At 23.3% G+C, this 918-nt stretch carries 1 protein-coding gene; it reads left to right on the forward strand.

What is annotated here, in order from left to right; genetic code table 11:
- Window positions 1–153: 153 nt before the first annotated feature.
- Window positions 154–828 carry a hypothetical protein gene (locus tag G3997_RS07315; protein ID WP_296644956.1) on the forward strand — a complete coding sequence of 225 codons (675 nt, stop codon included), beginning with the start codon at window positions 154–156 and terminating at the stop codon, window positions 826–828.
- The last annotated feature ends 90 nt before the right edge of the window (window positions 829–918 follow it).

The following is a 918-nucleotide window of genomic DNA, read 5'->3' on the forward strand; positions in this document are numbered from 1 at the left end:
CACTTTCCACAATATCATTTCCTTTTCATTAACCTTGAAATAAATATTATATCACAACTTACTTAATCTAATTAATATTTTTACTTGGATTAGCTACAAATTATATACAATTTAATATTATATATAAACGGAGAAATCTAAGGCGGTGTTAATATGTCCTGTGTCCCTGAAGTAGATTTTAATAAAATTCTATATTGCTATCATAACTTAGGTGAAAAAAGATTATTAAAAAAATCCTTATCTAATCTTACTATAAATAAAAAAGTTTTTCTTTGCTATTCAAAAAATAGACATATCCCTATATGTGCATTACCTAAGCTAAGATTAGTTTTATCATCTAGAAGTGGATTTTTATCATTTTGCTATAACTTTTTTAATTTTATGAATTTTTATAGATATCCTATTCCAATAACTAATTCTAATATATCATCAATAGCTAAGTTTATTTTATCTCATGAAGTTGGTCATATATTAGACCCTGATGTTTATAATTCCAAAGATGAGTATAGTAAAATATTATCTACTATTATCGAGAAACTAATTGAGTATAATATAGACATAAAAGAAACAGACTTTTATAAAAAAAATCTACCATCTGATTTAGAGGAATGCGTTATAGCCTTGAAAAAAAATCTAATTGCAAGAGAATCTAAAGCTTGGGATATTGCTAGGACTATAGTTGTGTTTAATAACAATGAAGATAAATATTTATTTGAAAGGATTAGGGAGTATGCTCTTGCCACTTATAACTTCGGAAATTTAAAAAGTATTATTAGAGAGCATAATATTGAAAATATTTTAAGGTATAAAAGATATTTCATAAACTAGTATAAATTTTAATAATAAAGGAGATAATTAAAATATATTATAATTATCTCCTTTATTGTATATATAAAAATATTATTTATATCTAGGCAC

The organism is Romboutsia sp. 13368 (assembly GCF_018336475.1).
Lineage (GTDB): Bacteria > Bacillota > Clostridia > Peptostreptococcales > Peptostreptococcaceae > Romboutsia.

What these genes read in the sequence shown, in the direction of transcription:
- G3997_RS07315 (WP_296644956.1), top strand. Translation starts at nt 154, where the DNA reads ATGTCCTGTGTCCCTGAAGTAGATTTTAATAAAATTCTATATTGCTAT.